Here is an 18501-nt window from a genome sequence, read left to right as displayed (position 1 = left end):
CTCCAGGACGATGTCGCCACGCTCATAGAGGACCTTGGTCATGGAGGTGGCACCCGGATCAGGTGTCACAGCCACAGTCATGGCATCGCCGGTCGGCCATGCAGGAGGCAGGTTGGTCGGCGCCGCGGGCGACGGGAGCGCGGATGAATCGGCCTTGGGCGGAGGCGCCGAGGGGCTGGCCGTCTCTTCATCTCGATGGCACGCGACCAAAGTGCAGGAGAAACAGGCCATTGCAATGCCAAGGTGCCAAAGCATCGACGCACTCCTGCATGAGTGGGCTGCCACCTAAAAACTGCAGTGGCGAGCCGGCAAGGGGTACCCAACCTTGGATCGACCGGACAGCAACCCGCCACCTGCCAACCCCTCCTTTCCCGAAATGTAATCGAAGACCGCCTGTAGGCGCCATCAGGCTCCGAGGCCCGGCTCCTGCAACTCCGGCAGACAGTCGGCGAAGTCGGGCTGGATCCGGGACATCGCACTGGCGATCAGTGAATCGCCGGTCAGGACCGCCAGCAGCATTCCGGTCATGGTGACCAGACCGTTCGAATTGCGCAGGATCTGCAAGGCCAATGGCAATGGAAACCCTTCCTCGACGCGGCGCAGCGGATGCAGCCCGCCGTGAACGAACGAGTTCATGGCCGACCAGGTCATGTCTTTGAAGTGCGCGAGCATTTGATAGGCACCCACAGAAATTCCTTCACCTGGGCTCCCCATGCTCTTACGCATGTCCTCCATCATTTCGCTGACGCTGGGCAGGTTCTTCGCGGCCTTCTCGCTCTCGACGGTGAGCGGCGCCAGCAGCTTTTTGATCGCTGAATCGGGTGCGGCATAGAGGAGCCACGCCGCCCGCGTCAGCGCTTCGAACTGAAGCCGCATGAGGGCTACCGCCGAAGTGGCGAGCGCTAGTTCCATGAGGGCGCGAAGTCCCTCTGCATGTTCCAAAGCCACGAAGCACATGCCCGTTGCAACCTGCGAGCGTGGAGCACCATGGAAGCCGTGCTCACCCAGGAGCTTGAAGATGTGCTCGTGCAACTGTTCCGAGCGCGCCAGCATCTGATCGAGGTCAAGCTGCGCACCGTACGGCAAAGAGAAGCTGGTCATTGGCCAATGGTAGGGGACGGCATCGCTTCGCCGGTGAAGCCCGTCACCACGGCTTGAGAGGCCAGATCGCAACCTGAAACCAGTCTGGATGGACTGGCCGAATGCAACCGGCCGAACGGCAGGCATCAGGACGAGCACCGCCACAGGGTGATGGATACCGCATGCGCTGCACCAGGTAGCCGCCGCTCCAGCAGAGCTCAGGTCATTGGCAGTTCCATCCGGTCCCGGCGCGGCTGCAGGTTCGCCCGGTGGGGCCGGTGAGGACGTCCGGACCGGATTTGCGATAGATCGTGCCTGCCGTGTCGTAGCAAAAACCTGCGTCGCAACTGGCGATCGTCGGGACCGGGGTGGTGATGATCTTCGGGGGTTCCTGCATCAGCGGGGTGTTGCTACCGCAACTGGCATTGACTTGCGCAATGGCCGCATTGGTCCGCATGCGTTTCTCGTCCTGTGAGAGCGTCCGGATGCTCGATACGAACTCCAGCTCCTTCTGTGCGCTGCGGCAGACGGGGGTGTCGGCCGGGGACACCGAGGTCCCGTTTTGCGCGACCGACGATGCCTCTGCACGCTGGCGCCGCTGAAACTCCTGTTCATCGCGCTCTGCCATTCGATCCTGGTGTTTTCGCTCAATGGCCCCTGCCGCATGAGCACGCTCCCGCGTGATTTCGTCGGCACTTTTAGGACGTTCCAGCAGCGCGCCCGTTTGGTTTGCAGCGCAGGGGACGTCCGCGTAGACGGTCTTGCCTGCGGCATCGGTGCAGCGGTGGACCTGGGCGTTGGCCGCGAAGACAGCGAGCGCGCACACGGCTGCGCCGAGGAGTGGCTTGAAGATTTTCATGTAGCGATCCGCAAGGGTTAACAGGGTGCGTGATTCCCCATCAACGCATCAGCGGACGGCACAGTTGTCCAAGGCTCCTGCCACATTGCAACAAACTGCTACAACACTTCAAACCGTGCGTACGGCAACGCAGAGGCGCCAACTACCAGATGGAAGTGGAAGGCTCTGGACCTTCCACTTCCACGGCCATCACGGCATGTATTTGATCGTCAGTAACGCGTTGGGCGCGATGCATCCGGTTCTTTGCGCCAGGATCACCCAACCAGACGGTACCGGCGCCACGTTGCAAACCTCCATGGTGCCCAGTTCAGGGCGAGCCTCGCGGATTTCCCAATAGGCGTATCCCGGTAGCCCACACCCTTTCGCGACGGAGGTGACGACCCATCCCGGCGGAACGCTGGAGGCGGGAACGTTGCACATGGAGAAACTGATGCTGTTCGGCGCTGCATACCGGATCTGGTAGTTGGGAACACCAGCGATGCAGCCGCCCTGGACGTAGGTCACTGCCCATCCACGCGGCACCGCCGTCAGGCCGCACATGTTCATCGTGCCGCGGGCCGGATCGACCCTGCGTATCTCGTACAAGCCGTTGCCGGACCCGCAGCCGGCGCGAATCGACGTTACCACCCAGCCTTCCGGAATGGGAACGTTGGCACAGATTTCCATCAGGTCAACGGAGTTGGACGACTGCAGATTTGCCGTACCCGCCTGTCCCCCTTGCACACCCGCAATCGCGATGACTGGACACAGCGCAACGGCGGCTGACACCACCAGATTGATCAGATTTCTCACAGCAATTCCCTTGTTGTTTTGAGTTGGATGGGTGGGCGCAGTGGAAGAGGCGCTCAAAAGCCCTTCCAGACATGCATAGGCCAATGAATGAGCGCACTAGAGAAGACGAATGGAGAGGAAGTCATCCCCACCCCGGTCCGCACGCACGACCGAAAGCCTGAGAACCATCACAGTTGCCGCGCTTGCCAAGCAGGCCCACGCTGGGCGTTGCTCACCATCTGCATCCATGAAAAGTAGGAAACGCAGAGGGAAGTGAAGAACAAAGGAGAACGGCCGACAGCCCCGCCGACCGTGACGGTCAGGGAGTCATGGCATGACGTGGTTCTGCATTCGCAGGCCTATGGCGCTGGAGATCTCCGCCCAGGCTGTGGCGTCAGAAGGAAAGGAGGTGCGGCACTGATGTGTCTGCGGTGCAGGAACGCGCACCGGCCTGGTTCCTGACGCCGTGGCCGGACCACGGGCACCTCGTTCTGACCTACCGGTCAGGCAAGGAAGAACGGCCCTGCCCCTTCGCATTGCCCAGCGATACCCGCGCCCAGGCGAGCAAGGCGACGCTGCAGCGCGCCCATCGGGAACTGGCACACGCGCTGGGCGCGGCAGACCAAGCGCTGGTCCTGAATCGCTTCCACTTTTGAGGATACGGCTTCAACTCTTGAGAAGATTGAAGCCATGAAGACGAACAAGGTCTCGCCCAAGGCCCATGGGCGTGGCTTGAAGCGGGTGCAAGAGCACCGTGGAGAACACCTGTCGCTATGGACGGCACTCGAGTCCACCGCACCTGAGGCTGGCTGCGTGCCGCAGACGCGGCATGCCTGGGTCGACTGCGTAGCAGCCCGCTCTAAGGCGATTCCTGTGGGACCCTCCTTTCACATCAGCCTTTCCATGGTCTTGTAATAGTCGTTGAAGTCTGAGGCGCTACACCAGAACTCCTTGTTGCCGATCACGTAGAGACGCTTCTTTGCGCGAGTGACGGCGACGTTGACGAGATTCGGCTTTCGGCCCGCGTAGCTGGAGATGACGCCGCGGCGGGCCGGGTCGCCACCCAGCAAAAAAATCACGAAGTCGGCCTCCTTGCCTTGGAAGGTGTGGACCGTGCCACACATTTCTTGCGCTGTTTCCCTGCCAAAACGAACCCTCAACAGGTCTCGCATGCGCTCACCGACGAGCCTGAAGGGGGTGATGACATAAATCCGGAGCTTCCCTTTTTCATCCCGAATTTTGCCGTCTGTAAGCTTTTCTATGCCTTCCAGCGCTCGCTTGGCTTGGGACTCGATCCAGTGTCCTTGCGCGTCATCGTTGGATGCATCAAGCCAAGTACTGGGAGTTGCGGCGAAGCTTGCATCTTCACGAGTCCCGTAAACCATCCTGTTTTCGTACGCGATGGCATTGGCAATCTGAAACATGGGATTGATGCAACGACGATGCACCACCAAGGGAGATCCGAGCCAGATGTCGGTTCCATCCTCCTTGGAGCCCATCAAGGTGCCATAACGATTTGACCGATCAGCAAGGGTTTGAACGGAAGCATCCGGTGGCACGTACTTCGGCAACGTGTCGCAATAGGCCTGGAGTGGAGCCACCAGCTCTTGAGGAATGTTGACGACGGGTTCAAGTTGGATTGGATCGCCAACAATCACCACCCGTTTGGAACGCCAGATCGCACCAATGGCCTGCTGGGGAGTCGCCTGGCCCGCTTCATCGATGAGAACCCATGCAAGGTCATTGCCTTTGACGCCTTTGAAGAGGCGTGGGAACGATGCGAACGCAGTCGAGACCAGCGGAACGGTAACGAAAAAAGCATCCCACAAGGGCATGACGCCACCCTGTACCCGCCAGCCATGGAGCTTCCCTTGCAGGAGGTCAATGAACACCGACAAGGTTGGCTTGAGCTTGCTCCATGCGTGCACGACAAATGCCTTGTGCAGTTCCATGGATGCCACAAAGAGCTCACGGCGCGCGTTGAAGAGGGCGCCATCGTCCTGGTATGGCGAGACTTGGTGGAATTCGTCGCGGGACAGCGCAAACAGATGCCAGGCCTTTCGGCTGGAGTCCCGCAAGGAAGCTGCCTCCAATTTCTTGACCATCGTCGCAATCTTGCCGCTCAACTGCGCCTGGGTGCTCCTGAGTTCGGCCAGCGTCGATGTGCGCTGTTGGAACAGGCCGGTAACTCGCTGCAACTCGTGCCTGCAGGCGCTCGCATTGCCCTGACATTTCGCATGTTCGGCCGCAACAACCGAGAGGCTGGTGATGCGGGGAAACCCAGCGTTCTCCATGCGATGGCATGCGGCGTTGACCGCACTTTTGCATTTCTGCTCCTGCTCGTGCAGGGAACGGAGCTTCGTATCCCAGTGCTCGATCGAGTGCATCAGCTTCTGTGCGTCTTGAAACTTTTTTTGCGCTCGCTCGATGAGGTCATTCAATTGCCGATGCCTCGCCTCCCACTCGGCCACCTTGTCCCGCGAGAACCATCGCGTCAGAAGCCCTGGCCTGCACCGGTCATGATTGACAAGATTGCGCTGGCTGGCCTTCTCTTCACTTTCAGCTTCGGCCATCTCCATCATCAGCGCATTCACATCCCCCACGGGCCGGCTTGTCACGTGCGCGGAGGCAAGAGCAACGGCTTCCTCGTGCTTGGCCTTGGATGCGGCCAAGGCCTGGGCATGCTCCAAGCGCGAGGTCGATACCACCAAAGCAGCCGCCGCTGCATCGCTGGCCTGCTTCGCCTTGCTTGCTGCGGATTCAAGCTGCACCAGCTCACCCTGGAGTTCAGTCTCCTGGGCCTGCAGCTGGACCAGCGTGTCCTGGCTTCGAGGCAAACGCTCTAAGGTGTCCGCCAGATCAGCGGCCTTTTTGACCTCCGCTGCCGCTCTCTGGCGGGCCGATTGATAGCGCGCCTTTGCATCTTGCCAGGACGGAGCGCTGGCTTTTTGATTGTCGACCCACTCAGGCAAGGACACCTGCGCAAGAGGATTGGGCGTGCCATCGGGCAGCTTTTTACATTCCTTGTTCGGAAACCAGAACGTGCTTGCGAAAGCGTTGCGATTGGTAGAGTTGCCCAAGGCGGCAGATATCAATCCCCACGTCTGTGGAGACGCCGGCCGACTCTCCTTCCTCTTCAAACCCATCGAATCAGAGACTTCAGAAAAATAATCCAGTTTGACCGCTTCATCGATGGCGCTCAGCCCTGGCAGTTCCAGGCTGATGTTCTCTACTGCGCCATTGTTGGCACTGGCGACCACCATGCCGTAGCCGCATAGCGAGGCATCAAGCTTCCAGACTTTGTATTTGTGGTCCTCGACTTTCAGTTCCTCGCTGAAGGCATCGTTGGGGTGATTGAAGGCCATCAGCGCATCTGCGCGCTGCTGAACCACGGTCGCCACAATGTCCTTGAGCATGGTGGTCTTTCCGGTCCCTGGTGGTCCATTGACCGAGAACAGGCCCGCGCTGGCGAGATCACGATGGATCGTGTTCACCGCGAACTGTTGAGCGGTCACCAGCGGGTGGCTACCGGGCCATGCGGCCAGCGGCAGCTTGCTGGGATGCAAGCCGTCCACCAAGGGCGCTTTGTCGCCCTTCGCGTCCAGATCCACGCGCTCAGGCGACTCGATGCTGGCCAGGAATTGGTTGAGCGCGGCTCCAGTGTCCCCTGCCAAGAATGCCCTCTGAACCGTTTCCACCTCCTCTGCGTAGAAGCTGTTGAGCGGGTCATCCATTTCCTTCTTGCTCTTTTTGCCCACGCTCTGCGTCTTGATGACCCACGGCGCCTCACTGGACGGAGCCCACCCCAGGTTCTTGAAAAGCAGCGCCGTCATTGCCCGAATATCGTCGGCAGTGATGGTTCGATACGTCTTGCGAATTTCCTCGGCCTTGGCCTCATCCTGCTCACTCGTCAGAAGGGAGGAGACCGTGGACAGTTCCCTGCTGTTGTCGGCCTGCGGTGGAAGCAGAGTTCTTTTCACCAGCAGCGCCTTCAGGGCTTCAACCGTTGCAGCTTCGGCGCCATCGGTGCCAAAGAAACCCCTGAAATCGAACCGTGTCCCCTTGCGGCTAGCAGCCGCAAGGTTGCCAAGAGCCCACGGCGTCGAGCTGACGAAGGGGAGACCAGCCACGTAGCCCTCATCATCGATGGCCAAGACGAGCGATGCTGCATTTGCTGGGCTCGGTTTTTCGTCGTCATGAATCGCCGGTGTGCCCAGAATCACTCGCGCTGCGTTCGTGTACACCTCCCCGGGTAGCACACCCGCATACAGGAGGAAGCGCTTCGTAGAGTCTTCCCTCACGATAAACAACTTATCGAGATCGTCCCGCTTCTCTGTATCGACCCACGGCATGTCGTGGTCGGAGGGGCTGTCTATAGGAATTTCCCAGTTGCAAAGGTTTTTTTCGCGCTTTACCTCAGGAGGCTTTTGCGGGTTGAGGTACTCGAAGGCTTGCCAGAGTTGGAGAGCGGAGGAAATGTTGCGCTGTGTCTCTGAATTGACTTTTTTCATGGGTCGCGATCATAGGTCCGTCGAGCAGGCGGTAGACAGACCGTACCGCCTTCTGCAGAACACTGGCCAGGAGCATCTCGCCAGACTGGCTTGAGCAGCACGCCCTGATAGCCACTGCGCCGCTGAAAAAACCGGTCCTTGGGCTTTCCCCATTGTTGCAAGCACGCGGCCGGTGCAGCCTGCAGCATCAAGTCTCCCATCGCCCAAGGAGACCCGACATGACCTCGCGTGCCACGGCCAGCCACGACGCTCCCGTCCACCTCCCCCCGTGCGGCGTGCTGGCCGTGGCACTCCTTTGTGGCGGCGTTGCATCGGCGCACGCCGATCCCGCCATCGAACGCGAGCAACTGGCGAGCGCCATGCGCCTGCTCGACCAGGTGGACCGCATCGCCCTGGCATCGGACGCCACAGCGGCTGTGCAGCCGGCCCGCTACCACTTCGACTACGCCCGCCTGCGCGACGACGTGGGCCGCATGCGGGCGGGCTTTGCCAGCTACCTCACGCCCCCGCGCGCGCAGCCGCGCGACCCGTCGTCTCTGGCAGGCCACTACACCCGCGAGGCCCCCGTCGAGAGCACCCGTGCTTCACCGGCGCAGGAGCGATCGCGATGACCGCGAGCGCCGAACAGATCGCCGCGTTCCAGGCCAACGGCGGCTTCACGCCTTCGGCCGTCTCGGCCGTGGTGCTGAGCTTTGTCTTCGCCGTCCTGCTGCTGTGGGGCGTCTGGGCCATGCGCACGGCCTATGTCGGCTGGGCCGAACACCGGATTTCGCAACGGCAGTTCCTGGGCGTGATCGTCCGGTTCCTCGCGCTGTACCTGGTGCTGAGCTTCTTCCTGCTTTCCTGATGACCCCCAAGGATTCGCCATGAACCTCCCTACCCGCCTTCGCTGCCGTGCTGCGCGCATGGCTGGCACCGCGCTCGCGGCCACCCTCGTGCCGCTGGCCCCGGTGGCACGCGCCTCGGGCCTTCCCACCATGGAGGACCCCTCGCGTGGCGCCGGCAGCGGCATCCTCAAAACCTTACAAAACTACGGCTACGACATCGTGTTGCTGGTGGCCCTGCTGGTGGTGGCGTCGATGTTCATCGGCGTCTGCTACCACGCCTACACACGCTACTCGGAAATCCACACCGGCCGCGCGACGTGGGGCCAGTTCGGCCTGACCGTGGCCGTGGGCGCAATGCTGCTGGTGGTCGGCATCTGGCTGCTCACCAAGGCCACGGCGATCCTGTAATGGCGCCCCCTGACACACCGCGCGACGGCCTCGTGGCTTTCCTGCCGCATCGCCTGAACCGCCAGCCCGTGGTCGTGCGCGGCCTCACCGCCGACGAGCTCTGGATTTGCGCGGGCCTGTCCGCCGCGGCCGGGCTGATCGCAGGCCTGCCGCTGGCCTGGCTCACGCGCAGCGTGGCCATGGTGCCGACGATGATCGTGGCGGGCATCGCCGCGGGCGTGTTCATCGGTGGCGGCCTTCTGCGCCGGCAAAAGCGCGGGCGCCCCGACACCTGGCTGTACCGGCAGATGCAGTGGCAACTGGCGCTGCGCCATCCCCATTGGGCCGCCCGCTTCGGTGGCCGCGGCCTGGTGACCCGCACGGGTTGCTGGACCACGCGGCGCACGTCGCGCATTCGCCGCCCCCGGCCGCGGGGCCGCACGCCATGAGCCGCTTTAAGAACGAAGTGGCGCACCTGCAGGCCCACGTCACCACCCTGCGGCGTGGCGGTGCGGCGCTGTTCGCGCTGGCGCTCCTGCTGGGCCTGGGCTGGTGGAACGCGCCGCGCCACCTCACGATCCATGTGCCGCCGGATCTTCGCTCGGGCAGCACGCGCAAGTGGTGGGACGTGCCGCCCGAGAGCGTCTATGCATTCGCCCTCTACGTCTTCCAGCAGCTCAACCGCTGGCCCACCAATGGCGAGGACGATTACCCGCGCAACCTGCGCGCCCTGTCCGCCTACCTCACGCCCGCCTGCCAGGCCCTGCTGCAGCAGGACTACGAAGCCCGGCGCAACAACGGCGAGCTGCGCCAGCGCGTGCGGGGCCTGTACGAGTTGCCCGGCCGCGGCTACGGCGACGATCCCGCGGCGCGGGTCAAGGTGCTGTCCGAGCGCGACTGGGTGGTCACCCTGGACGTCAGCGCCGACGAGTACTACGGCGGCGAGCAGGTCAAGCGGGCGCTGGTGCGCTATCCGCTGAAGGTCGTGCGCCTGGACGTCGATCCCGAGCGCAACCCGTTCGGGCTCGCGCTGGACTGCTACAGCGGCACACCACAGCGCATCGCGCCGCCCGCCCCTGCAGCCTCGGCACCAGCCCCCACCACGCTGCCCTCCACGCTCACGCCCACCAACCCAACCCCCACGCCGTCCGGAGGCCATCCATGAATCGCTTCGTCCTGCCACTGGCGCTGGGCGCATGCGTCCTGTGGGGCGGCGCGCCCGCGGCGCACGCGCTGCAGATCCTGCGTTGGGAGCGCCTGCCGCTCGCCGTGCCGCTGCGCATCGGCGAGGAGCGCGTCCTATTCGTCGACCGCAACGTGCGCGTCGGCGTACCGGACGCGATCGCCGACCGCCTGCGCGTGCAGAGCGCGGGCGGCGCGATCTACCTCAAGGCCAGCGAGGCGATCGAGCCGACGCGCCTGCAGTTGCAGGACGCAGACAGCGGTGCGCTGATCCTGCTGGACATCGCCGCCGAGCCAGCAAAGGACGGACAGGCGCCGCTGGAGCCGGTGCGCATCGTCGAGGGCGAGGCACCGGCCCCGCGGTATGGCGCGCGCGATCGCGCCAGCGGCGGCGCCGACACCGAACCGCCAGCCGATGCCACCGCCCCATCGACACCGGAGGCCGCATCCATTGCCCGGCGCGAAACCCCCATCGCGGTGGTGCTCACCCGCTACGCCGCGCAGTACCTGTACGCGCCCCTGCGCACCGTGGAGCCCGTGCGCGGGGTCACGCAGGCCACCCTGCGCCGCGGCCTGGACCTGGACACCCTGGCACCGTCCCTGCCCGTGCGGGCGCAGCCGCTCGCCGCCTGGCGCATGGAAGACCAATGGGTCACCGCAGTCCGCCTGACCAATACCTCGCCGCGCTGGATCGACCTCGATCCGCGCACCCTGCTCGGGGACTTCGTGGCCGCGACGTTCCAGCACCCGGGCCTGGGACCGGCGGGCGATCCGACCGATACCACGGTGCTGTACCTGGTGACGCGTGGGCGTGGCCTGGCCGACGCCTTGCTGCCGCGCATCAGCCGCATCGACGCCGCGCAGAACCTGCCGCGCGCTTCCGGCAACGAGGCGGATGCGGCGCCATCCCCGGGAGACCCGCATGCAAAGTAACGGCCTGCTCAAGTGGCTGATGATCCCGATGGCCGCGCTGCTGGTGTTCGTGGGGATCCAGGTGTTTTCCGGGAGAAAGTCCGATCGCGCGGCCTCGGGCGAGGTGGCCGCCCAGCTCACCCCGGAGGAGATGAAGGCACTCGGCATCGATGGCGACACGCCGCGCGACACGGTGGCCACGCTCGTGGCGCAGGTCAAGCAGTTGCGCAACGAACTGCAGACCTCGCTGGGCGACAACAAGAACCAGCGCGCCGAGAACGAGCGCCTTCGCCAGCGTGAGAGCGCCATCGACCAGCGCATCCAGGCCGCGCTCGACAGCGAGCGCAGCCGCCTGCAGCAAGAGCGCGACCAGGTGGCCGGCGACAAGCAGCAGACCCAGGGGCTGCTGCAGGACCTGCAGCACAAGCTCGACCAGATGGGCGGCAAGAACGGCAATGCGGACTTGCCGGTCGGCCTCGGACTCGAAGAGGGTGATGGCAAGGGATTCGGCACGGCAGCCAGCACGCGCGGGGTGCGCTGGATCGAGCCCGACGATGCGCGGCCGGAAGGCGCCAAGGGTGCGACCGCGCCCGCTGGCAAGGCGGACCGGTTTCCGATGCGCTTCGGTGCCGCCGACACCGCCGGCAACCCATCGGTCCCGTCCTCGGCGGCGGCCTTGGCCGATGCCGGCGCGTCGGCGAAGGCCTCGGCCAAGGCGGTCTACACGGTCCCCACCAACGCGACGCTCATGGGGTCGGTCGCGATGACGGCCCTGATCGGGCGCGTTCCCATCGACGGGACAGTGAACGACCCCTACCCCTTCAAGGTACTGATCGGTCCGGACAACCTGACCGCCAACGGCATCGACCTGCCGGAGGTGGCGGGCGCGGTGGTCAGCGGCACGGCATCCGGCGACTGGACGCTGTCGTGCGTGCGCGGCCAGATCCGCTCCGTGACCTTCGTGTTTCGCGACGGCACGATCCGGACGGTGCCCGAGGACAAGGGCCAGGGGGGTAATACCCAAGCCAACGCGGGCACGGGCAACGCCGCCGATGGCCACGGCCCCATCCTGGGCGGCCTGGGTTGGATCAGCGATCCGCACGGCATCCCCTGCGTCAGCGGCGAACGCCGCAGCAACGCGCAACAGTACCTCGGCTCGCAGGCCCTCATCACCGCCGCTGGCGCCGGCGCCGCCTCGCTGATCAAGAGCGACAGTGGCAACGTGGCGGTGGTCAGCAACGGCACTGGCGCGCTGGGCACGGTGGGCATCTCCGGCAACGAAGCCATGGGCCGCATCCTGGGCGCGGGCGTGCAGGAGATGTCGCAGTGGGTGAACAAGCTCTATGGCCAGGCATTCGCCGCCGTCTACGTGCCGCCCGGCGCCCAGGTCGCCATCCACCTCGAACAACCCTTGCAGATCGATTACGACGCGCAGGGACGCAAGGTCAACCACACCCTCGGAGGCGCACATGCGACGGACCTGGACTAAGCCCACGGCAGCCGGGGGGACGCTGTTCGCCCTGTCGCTGGCCCTGCTCACGGGATGCGCCACCCACAAGGAAGCGCTGCTGTCCCACGGCGATCGCACCATGCGGGATGTCTGGGACCAGGAGACGGGCGGCGGTGGCGGCAGCGCCAACGGGCCGGCCGCGCGGCAACTGCTCGATGCGCGCCAGGTGCTGCGCCGCCCGCTCACCGAGGCCGACCGGCAGGCCATGCCGGCCGAGAACACGGCGTACACCCGCACCGCGGCAAACGAGATCTATAGGCAGTTCCACCGGCTGCCGAATCCCGACCTGGTGATGTACGTCTTCCCGCACCTGGCGGGCACCGATCCGGTGCCCGTGCCCGGCTACAGCACGGTGTTCCCCTTGTACCAGCGCATCCAGTACGCCATGCCGGGCGAGCGCGTGGAGGACTACTGATGGTGCGGCGGCCGCGCTGGCCGTGGGCAGGCCGGGACGCCGGGGCCGAGGCCCGCCGCGATCCCACTGGCAGCGATCCCGAGGGGCCGGATGCCTGGGAGCGGCACGTCGCCGCATTGGCGGCGCACGGCATTCCCGCGCCGGGCGCCCACGCGCGCGATCCCGGCCAGCCGCGCGCCACGCTCGCCGATGAGCGCACGCTCTACGGCGTGGCCCCCTCGTTCGCGGACCTGCTGCCGTGGGTGGAGTACCTGCCCGAATCGCGCAGCGTGCTGCTGGACGATGGGGTCTCCGTGGCAGCGCTCTTCGAGCTGACGCCGATCGGCACCGAGGGGCGCGAGATGCACTGGCTGTGGCAGGCGCGCGATGCGCTGGAGAACGCGCTGCAGGATGCGTTCGACGAGCTGGACGATCACCCGTGGGTGGTGCAGCTCTATGCCCAGGACGAAGCCGACTGGGAGGGCTATCTGCGCGGCCTGGACGCCTACCTGCAGCCGCGGGCACGGGGCACCGCGTTCACCGCGTTCTACCAGCGCTTTCTTGCCCACCACCTGCGCGCGGTCGCAAAACCGGGCGGCCTGTTCGAGGACACGGCGGTGACGCGCCTGCCCTGGCGCGGCCAGGCACGCCGGGTGCGGATGGTGGTGCACCGCCGTGTTCCGAGCACCAGTGCCCAGCGCCGTGGCCCGTCCCCGGAGCAGGCCCTGGCGACGGTATGCGACCGGCTGCAGGGCGGCCTGTCGAACGCGGGCGTGCGTGCGCAGCGCCTGGGCGCGGCCGACATCCACGCCTGGCTGCTGCGCTGGTTCAACCCCTGCCCGACGCTGCTGGGCGACACGGCCCAGGACCGGGAGCGCTTCTACGAGCTCACGCGCTATCCGACCGACGAAGAGAGCGAAGAGAGCGAGATCGAACTGGCGAGCGGCACCGACTTCGCACAGCGCCTTTTCTTCGGCGCGCCGCGCTCCGATGTCGCCAACGGGCTATGGTGGTTCGACGGCATGCCGCACCGTGCGGTGGTGATGGACCGGCTGCGCAGCGCACCGGGCACGGGCCACCTCACGGGCGAGACGCGCAAGGGCGGCGATGCGGTCAACGCGCTGTTCGACCAGATGCCGGAGGACACGGTGGTATGCCTGACGCTGGTCGCGACGCCGCAGGACGTGCTCGAATCCCACCTCAACCACCTGGCACGCAAGGCGGTGGGCGAGACGCTGGCCTCCGAGCAGACGCGGCGCGACGTGCAGGAGGCGCGAGGGCTGATCGGCAGCGCCCACAAGCTCTATCACGGTGCCCTCGCCTTCTACCTGCGCGGGCGCGACCTGGCGCAGCTGGACGAGCGCGGCCTGCAGCTGGCCAACGTGATGCTCGGCGCTGGCCTGCAGCCAGTGCGCGAGGACGACGAGGTGGCGCCGCTCAACACCTACCTGCGGTGGCTGCCGTGCGTGTTCGATCCGGCCAAGGACACGCGCAAGTGGTACACGCAGCTGATGTTCGTGCAGCACGCGGCGAACCTGGCCCCCGTGTGGGGCCGCAGCCAGGGCACGGGCCATCCGGGCATCACGCTCTTCAACCGCGGCGGCGGCACCGTCACCTTCGATCCGCTCAACCGCCTGGACCGGCAGATGAACGCCCATCTGTTCCTGTTCGGGCCCACCGGCTCGGGCAAGAGCGCCACTCTCAACAACCTGCTCAACCAGGTGATGGCGATCTACCGGCCGCGGCTCTTCGTGGTGGAAGCCGGCAACAGCTTCGGCCTGTTCGGCGACTTCGCCAAGCGGCTCGGGTTGACGGTGCATCGGGTCAAGCTCGCTCCCGGCGCCGGCGTCCGCCTTGCGCCCTTTGCCGATGCGCGGCGCCTCGTCGAGACGCCGAGCCAGGTGCAGACCCTGGACGCCGATGCCCTGGACGAGGACCGCGAGCACGGCGCCCCCGCTCCCGAGCACGACGAACAGCGCGACGTGCTGGGGGAGCTGGAGATCACCGCGCGCCTGATGATCACCGGCGGAGAGGACAAGGAGGAGGCGCGCATGACGCGCGCCGACCGCAGCCTGATCCGCCAGTGCATCCTGGATGCCGCCCGCCGCTGCGCGGCATCGGCACGCACGGTGCTGACCCGCGACGTGCGCGATGCGCTGCGCGAGCGCGCAAGCGACACCACGTTGCCGGAAAGCCGGCGCACCCGGCTGCTGGAGATGGCCGATGCGATGGACATGTTCTGCCAGGGCGTGGACGGGGAAATGTTCGACCGCCCCGGCACGCCCTGGCCCGAGGCCGACATCACCATCGTGGACCTCGCCACGTTTGCGCGCGAGGGCTACAACGCGCAGCTGTCGATCGCCTACATCTCGCTGATCAACACCGTCAACAACCTCGCCGAGCGCGACCAATTCCTGGGCCGGCCAATCATCAACGTGACGGACGAGGGCCACATCATCACCAAGAACCCGCTGCTGGCGCCCTACGTGGTCAAGATCACCAAGATGTGGCGCAAGCTCGGCGCCTGGTACTGGCTGGCGACGCAGAACCTGGACGACCTGCCGCGCGCCGCGGAACCCATGCTCAACATGATCGAGTGGTGGATCTGCCTGTCCATGCCGCCGGACGAGGTCGAGAAGATCGCGCGGTTTCGCGAGCTCAACGCGGCGCAGAAGGCGCTGATGCTGTCGGCACGCAAAGAGGCCGGCAAGTTCACCGAGGGCGTGGTGTTGTCGAAGTCGATGGAGCTGCTGTTCCGTGCGGTGCCGCCCAGCCTCTATCTGGCGCTCGCGATGACCGAACCGGAAGAGAAGGCCGAGCGCTTCGCGCTGATGCAGCAGCACGGGATCAGCGAACTGGATGCCGCATTGCGCGTGGCCGAGAAGATCGACCGGGCGCGCGGGATCGAGCCGCTGTCGCTCGATGCGCTGGGCTGAGACGGAGACCAGACATGCGGCGTTTCTCCCGTGTGCGCACCCTCCTTCTGCGCCTGGAATGGCCGACGATCCTGGCCATCGTGCTGGTGGTGGCGGCGATCGCGCTGGCGGTCTGGCCGCTGGCTCCCCGGCAGGGCACGACGCCTGCATCCACCACGACAGCGGCACCACCGCTGCCGCCGGGACCGCCGTGGATCCATGGGCGGGCCGATGCGCGCTTCACGGTCACGCTGTATGCGGACCTGGAGTGCCCGTACTGCCAGGGGTATTTTCCGCAACTCAAGCGGTGGATCGATGCGAACCCGGATGTGAACCTGCAGTGGCACCACTTGCCGCTGGCCATGCACGAGCCGGCCGCTGGGAATGAGGCGCGCCTGGCCGAGTGCGCGGGAGAGGTCGAAGGACAGGTGGGTTTCTGGAAGGCTGTGGAGTGGATTTACGGACACACGCAGGGTGAAGGCCAAGGTCTGCAGGCCGGTGCTACCTATCCTGGCATGACGCCAGCGCTGCAGGCGTGCCTGGGCAGTCCACGCCCGCAGGAGGTTGTGCAGCGGCAAACCGAGGAAGCGCAACGCGCACGGGTGAGCGGGACCCCTTCGTTGCAGCTGCAGGATCGCCGTACGGGCAAGGCAATGACATTGGCCGGGCCGATCGAAGACGATGCACTGCTTTCAGCGATGGACCTGCTGACGCACTCCGAGAAGTAGACATTTGGGGGGCGTGACAAGCAACACGCTCACTACCGTGTTCGGTCGGGCTATCCTCCGTTGACGCCTGCAAGAGAGCCTTCCAATGCGGGGCCATATTGGGGGATCGAGTGTGCCGCTCAATCTCCCCTGAGCTGCATGCGGCAGGGTTAGTCTCGATCTGGCAAAGCACTACGGGGTGCAACACTATTGGTCAAAAGTAGTGCTCGCCACGCGAAGCCGGGCTCAGGGAGCCTTGGTATGCGGACTGGCACTACACACATGGGGGGAGCGTCATGGTGGAGTACTGCGACCTTGTGATGAAAGGTGGGATCACCAGCGGGGTGATCTATCCAAAGCTGATTGCCCGGCTTGCATCGAAGTACCAGTTCAAAAATATCGGCGGCACGTCCGCAGGTGCCATCGCGGCCAGCGCCTGCGCCGCTGCCCAGTACGGCGTGCACCATGGCAATCCGCAAGCGTTCGAGACGCTGACAAAACTGCCCGATCTGCTGAGCGAGAAGATCACCGCCGATCATCGCTCCAAGCTGTTCACTCTCTTCCAACCCGCTCCAAGTGTCCGACGACATTTCGGCGTGCTGGTGGGTATGTTGAACAAAGATCCGCGTGGAGCTGTGCAGGCGGTTCTTGGCGGTCTCATCCGCATGTACAAGACCTCCGTGGTAATCGGAGTCCTACTGGGCAGCCTGCTGCTGTACCCGTTCATTGACGCACTCCTCCCCATCGTCGACGAGTGGAAGCACGTTGCGGCTTCCCTTGGGCTGGCGCTGCTCATCACCGGAATGACTGCGCTGTCAGTCCGCAGTTTTATACGGGGAAAGACAGTGCATGCCCTACTCTGGGCTGCAGCACTTCCGCTTCTGGTGTTTACGGCGCTGATGGTAGCAACAGCACACGGCTCGGTCCTTCGCCTGGGTGCATACACGGTGGGAACGATTGCGGTGACCTTGCTGTACCAAGCCGCCGTCTGCGCCGCGATTGTCGGATTTTTCGCGCGTAGTCTCTTGCGAGGGCTGCACGGCAATCACTACGGTCTATGCAGTGGCCGAACGCCTGATGATGCCGCCTCGACAAATCATCAAGAAGGCTTGACCAACTGGCTGACGAACTACCTCAATGCGCTGGCAGGCCTGTCCCCTGATGCCCCACCGCTCACCTTCGGACAGCTGTGGGGCCATGCCGACCCCACCCAGCCGCGAGCCATCAATCTGGAAGTGATGACCACTGCGATTTCCCAGCAGATGATCTACGCCATTCCATTTCGGGACGGTACTCCACCGTTCTATTACGACCCCGAAGAGTGGAGTCTGCTTTTTCCGAAGTCGGTGATGGATGCCTTGAACCAGGCCCATTCCCACAGCAGCGAACACGAAGAAGATAGCCAAGCAAAATCGCTGGAGGTGCAGAGCGCCAGCGGCCAGACGCTGCGCCCTCTGCCAAGGAATGCCGGCTTGCCGGTGGTGGTAGCGGTCAGAATGAGCCTGAGCTTCCCACTCCTTCTGTCTGCGGTGCCACTGCATGCGATCGACTGGAGCCTCAAGGACAATGCGCAGCGCAAACGAGAAAGTCGCCCGCTTCTGGCCAAGCGTGTCTGGTTCTCCGACGGTGGCATCGGCAGCAACATGCCACTGCACATGTTTGACTCGCTACTGCCGGGTCACCCCACTTTCGCAGTCAATCTGAAAGCGGAGCATCCGGACCACCAGATCAGCACCCCAGAGGCGGCTGACAACGCCGGTGGCCGCGTCTATCTGCCAGAAGACCGGCGTGGCGGGATGCAGCGCTACTGGCAGCCTGCCGACGACACCGCGCCACTGAGTGGGCTGATCGGCTTCTTCAGCAGCATCGTCAACACCATGCAGAGTTGGCGCGACGAGATCATGTTTCCCTATCCGGGGTTTCGCGAACGTATCGTCCAGATCAGCCAACGGGACGGCGAAGGCGGGCTGAATCTGGACATGCCCAGCGACACCATCGAGGCGCTCGGAAATGCCGGAGCCATGGCCGCAGACCGATTGATCGACAGCTTCCACCCATCTGGAGCCCAACACGCAGAAGGATGGCGGCGACACCGGGAAGCACGATTGAAAACGCTGCTTGGCACGCTCCAGCCCGCCAGCGAAGCCATCGGCCCTGCACTGCAGAGCGGTGTGTGGCACACCGTCGTGGACACGATCGCTTCCTATGAAGCCGATGAGCGCCAACTTGCGAAGGACTATCTGAACGAACTGCAAGTGTTGGGTACGATTGGCGCCGGGCACAGACCGTCGATGCAGGATGTCGCGCCAAAGCCTTTGGCCCAGTTGAAGATCTCACCAAGGATTTAGTAACGCCTCGGGCTTGGAGCATCTCCGCATATCGCATTGCAATCGCGCTGGCACCATCCGCACCAAATGGACGCAAAAGAAAAGCACACGGAGGAAGA

At 64.7% G+C, this 18501-nt stretch carries 16 protein-coding genes; 12 read left to right on the top strand and 4 right to left on the bottom strand.

Annotation, left to right across the window (positions count from 1 at the left end):
• Window positions 1-405: 405 nt before the first annotated feature.
• The 3 genes from LL962_RS04860 to LL962_RS04850 all read right to left on the bottom strand — a co-directional run bounded on the left by LL962_RS04860 (window position 406) and on the right by LL962_RS04850 (window position 2788).
• On the bottom strand, window positions 406-1101 hold the full coding sequence (locus LL962_RS04860; protein WP_228316102.1) for a DUF6988 family protein: 696 nt from the start codon (window positions 1099-1101) through the stop codon (window positions 406-408).
• 202 nt (window positions 1102-1303) lie between these two features.
• Complete coding sequence (locus tag LL962_RS04855) at window positions 1304-1939, bottom strand: DUF4124 domain-containing protein (protein ID WP_228316101.1); 636 nt, start codon at window positions 1937-1939, stop codon at window positions 1304-1306.
• 189 nt (window positions 1940-2128) lie between these two features.
• On the bottom strand, window positions 2129-2788 hold the full coding sequence (locus LL962_RS04850) for a hypothetical protein (RefSeq protein WP_228316100.1): 660 nt from the start codon (window positions 2786-2788) through the stop codon (window positions 2129-2131).
• A 353-nt stretch (window positions 2789-3141) separates the two neighbouring features.
• On the opposite strand from LL962_RS04850, the gene LL962_RS04845 reads away from it, so the two are divergent.
• Window positions 3142-3366: a hypothetical protein gene (locus tag LL962_RS04845; protein ID WP_228316099.1), complete on the top strand. Its 225-nt coding sequence runs from the start codon at window positions 3142-3144 to the stop codon at window positions 3364-3366.
• 231 nt (window positions 3367-3597) lie between these two features.
• Here the strand turns inward: LL962_RS04845 and LL962_RS04835 are convergent, their stop codons facing one another.
• Window positions 3598-7221 carry a DEAD/DEAH box helicase gene (locus tag LL962_RS04835; RefSeq protein WP_228316098.1) on the bottom strand — a complete coding sequence of 1208 codons (3624 nt, stop codon included), beginning with the start codon at window positions 7219-7221 and terminating at the stop codon, window positions 3598-3600.
• Between the two features lie 218 nt (window positions 7222-7439).
• Here LL962_RS04835 and LL962_RS04830 point away from each other — a divergent pair, with 218 nt between their 5' ends.
• The 11 genes from LL962_RS04830 (at window position 7440) to LL962_RS21035 (ending at window position 18403) form a co-directional block, all read left to right on the top strand.
• Window positions 7440-7832 (top strand): integrative conjugative element protein, RAQPRD family, encoded by a 393-nt coding sequence (locus tag LL962_RS04830; protein ID WP_228316097.1) that lies wholly within the window; start codon window positions 7440-7442, stop codon window positions 7830-7832.
• Window positions 7829-8068, top strand: a complete 240-nt coding sequence (locus tag LL962_RS04825; protein ID WP_228316096.1) for a TIGR03758 family integrating conjugative element protein — start codon at window positions 7829-7831, stop codon at window positions 8066-8068. Before LL962_RS04830 ends, LL962_RS04825 begins: the two co-directional genes overlap by 4 nt.
• Window positions 8069-8087: 19 nt before the next feature.
• Window positions 8088-8456 (top strand): TIGR03745 family integrating conjugative element membrane protein, encoded by a 369-nt coding sequence (locus tag LL962_RS04820; RefSeq protein ID WP_441004856.1) that lies wholly within the window; start codon window positions 8088-8090, stop codon window positions 8454-8456.
• Complete coding sequence (locus tag LL962_RS04815; RefSeq protein WP_228316095.1) at window positions 8456-8884, top strand: TIGR03750 family conjugal transfer protein; 429 nt, start codon at window positions 8456-8458, stop codon at window positions 8882-8884. Before LL962_RS04820 ends, LL962_RS04815 begins: the two co-directional genes overlap by 1 nt.
• Complete coding sequence (locus tag LL962_RS04810) at window positions 8881-9600, top strand: PFL_4703 family integrating conjugative element protein (protein ID WP_228316094.1); 720 nt, start codon at window positions 8881-8883, stop codon at window positions 9598-9600. The genes LL962_RS04815 and LL962_RS04810 overlap by 4 nt, the downstream gene beginning before the upstream one ends.
• Window positions 9597-10550: a TIGR03749 family integrating conjugative element protein gene (locus tag LL962_RS04805; protein WP_228316093.1), complete on the top strand. Its 954-nt coding sequence runs from the start codon at window positions 9597-9599 to the stop codon at window positions 10548-10550. The genes LL962_RS04810 and LL962_RS04805 overlap by 4 nt, the downstream gene beginning before the upstream one ends.
• Window positions 10540-12018, top strand: a complete 1479-nt coding sequence (locus LL962_RS04800) for a TIGR03752 family integrating conjugative element protein (RefSeq protein WP_228316092.1) — start codon at window positions 10540-10542, stop codon at window positions 12016-12018. The genes LL962_RS04805 and LL962_RS04800 overlap by 11 nt, the downstream gene beginning before the upstream one ends.
• Entirely contained in the window at window positions 11999-12454 is a 456-nt protein-coding gene (locus LL962_RS04795; protein WP_228316091.1) for a TIGR03751 family conjugal transfer lipoprotein, read from the top strand. The genes LL962_RS04800 and LL962_RS04795 overlap by 20 nt, the downstream gene beginning before the upstream one ends.
• Window positions 12454-15369: a conjugative transfer ATPase gene (locus LL962_RS04790; RefSeq protein WP_228316090.1), complete on the top strand. Its 2916-nt coding sequence runs from the start codon at window positions 12454-12456 to the stop codon at window positions 15367-15369. The genes LL962_RS04795 and LL962_RS04790 overlap by 1 nt, the downstream gene beginning before the upstream one ends.
• Before the next feature lie 14 nt (window positions 15370-15383).
• Entirely contained in the window at window positions 15384-16076 is a 693-nt protein-coding gene (locus LL962_RS04785; protein WP_228316089.1) for a DsbA family protein, read from the top strand.
• Window positions 16077-16351: 275 nt separating this feature from the next.
• A complete protein-coding gene (locus LL962_RS21035; RefSeq protein WP_441004855.1) occupies window positions 16352-18403 on the top strand; it encodes a hypothetical protein in 2052 nt (683 codons plus the stop codon).
• Window positions 18404-18501 lie beyond the last annotated feature (98 nt).

Source organism: Xanthomonas sp. NCPPB 1067 (assembly GCF_020783795.1).
Classification (GTDB): Bacteria; Pseudomonadota; Gammaproteobacteria; order Xanthomonadales; family Xanthomonadaceae; genus Xanthomonas; species Xanthomonas melonis.
This window is presented reverse-complemented; position numbering and strand designations above follow the sequence as displayed.

What these genes read in the sequence shown, in the direction of transcription:
- LL962_RS04860 (WP_228316102.1), bottom strand. Translation starts at nt 1,101, where the DNA reads ATGACCAGCTTCTCTTTGCCGTACGGTGCGCAGCTTGACCTCGATCAG.
- LL962_RS04855 (WP_228316101.1), bottom strand. Translation starts at nt 1,939, where the DNA reads ATGAAAATCTTCAAGCCACTCCTCGGCGCAGCCGTGTGCGCGCTCGCT.
- LL962_RS04835 (WP_228316098.1), bottom strand. Translation starts at nt 7,221, where the DNA reads ATGAAAAAAGTCAATTCAGAGACACAGCGCAACATTTCCTCCGCTCTC.
- LL962_RS04830 (WP_228316097.1), top strand. Translation starts at nt 7,440, where the DNA reads ATGACCTCGCGTGCCACGGCCAGCCACGACGCTCCCGTCCACCTCCCC.
- LL962_RS04825 (WP_228316096.1), top strand. Translation starts at nt 7,829, where the DNA reads ATGACCGCGAGCGCCGAACAGATCGCCGCGTTCCAGGCCAACGGCGGC.
- LL962_RS04820 (WP_441004856.1), top strand. Translation starts at nt 8,088, where the DNA reads ATGAACCTCCCTACCCGCCTTCGCTGCCGTGCTGCGCGCATGGCTGGC.
- LL962_RS04815 (WP_228316095.1), top strand. Translation starts at nt 8,456, where the DNA reads ATGGCGCCCCCTGACACACCGCGCGACGGCCTCGTGGCTTTCCTGCCG.
- LL962_RS04810 (WP_228316094.1), top strand. Translation starts at nt 8,881, where the DNA reads ATGAGCCGCTTTAAGAACGAAGTGGCGCACCTGCAGGCCCACGTCACC.
- LL962_RS04805 (WP_228316093.1), top strand. Translation starts at nt 9,597, where the DNA reads ATGAATCGCTTCGTCCTGCCACTGGCGCTGGGCGCATGCGTCCTGTGG.
- LL962_RS04800 (WP_228316092.1), top strand. Translation starts at nt 10,540, where the DNA reads ATGCAAAGTAACGGCCTGCTCAAGTGGCTGATGATCCCGATGGCCGCG.
- LL962_RS04795 (WP_228316091.1), top strand. Translation starts at nt 11,999, where the DNA reads ATGCGACGGACCTGGACTAAGCCCACGGCAGCCGGGGGGACGCTGTTC.
- LL962_RS04790 (WP_228316090.1), top strand. Translation starts at nt 12,454, where the DNA reads ATGGTGCGGCGGCCGCGCTGGCCGTGGGCAGGCCGGGACGCCGGGGCC.
- LL962_RS04785 (WP_228316089.1), top strand. Translation starts at nt 15,384, where the DNA reads ATGCGGCGTTTCTCCCGTGTGCGCACCCTCCTTCTGCGCCTGGAATGG.
- LL962_RS21035 (WP_441004855.1), top strand. Translation starts at nt 16,352, where the DNA reads ATGGTGGAGTACTGCGACCTTGTGATGAAAGGTGGGATCACCAGCGGG.